The following is a 517-nucleotide window of genomic DNA, read 5'->3' on the forward strand; positions in this document are numbered from 1 at the left end:
ATGTGAGTTATTTCACAACGCAGTATTCAGGGAAAATCTGGTAGGCCTGAGTGGACTTGAACCACCGACCTCACCCTTATCAGGGGTGCGCTCTAACCACCTGAGCTACAAGCCTGTAGAGGTTTTACTGCTCGTTTTTCATCAGACAATCTGTGTGAGCACTGCAAAGTACGCTTCTTTAAGGTAAGGAGGTGATCCAACCGCAGGTTCCCCTACGGTTACCTTGTTACGACTTCACCCCAGTCATGAATCACAAAGTGGTAAGCGCCCTCCCGAAGGTTAAGCTACCTACTTCTTTTGCAACCCACTCCCATGGTGTGACGGGCGGTGTGTACAAGGCCCGGGAACGTATTCACCGCGGCATTCTGATCCGCGATTACTAGCGATTCCGACTTCATGGAGTCGAGTTGCAGACTCCAATCCGGACTACGACGCACTTTATGAGGTCCGCTTGCTCTCGCGAGGTCGCTTCTCTTTGTATGCGCCATTGTAGCACGTGTGTAGCCCTGGCCGTAAG

Annotated in this window: 1 tRNA gene and 1 rRNA gene; both read right to left on the reverse strand. The window is 51.8% G+C overall.

Going from position 1 to position 517, the window contains the following annotated elements:
* Window positions 1–38 precede the first annotated feature (38 nt).
* A tRNA-Ile gene (locus tag ACEWB7_RS17455) sits at window positions 39–115 on the reverse strand.
* A gap of 69 nt (window positions 116–184) precedes the next feature.
* Window positions 185–517 (reverse strand): 16S ribosomal RNA (locus tag ACEWB7_RS17460); the annotation flags it as partial.

The organism is Acinetobacter sp. NIOH-H-8 (genome assembly GCF_046635365.1).
Taxonomy (GTDB): domain Bacteria; phylum Pseudomonadota; class Gammaproteobacteria; order Pseudomonadales; family Moraxellaceae; genus Acinetobacter.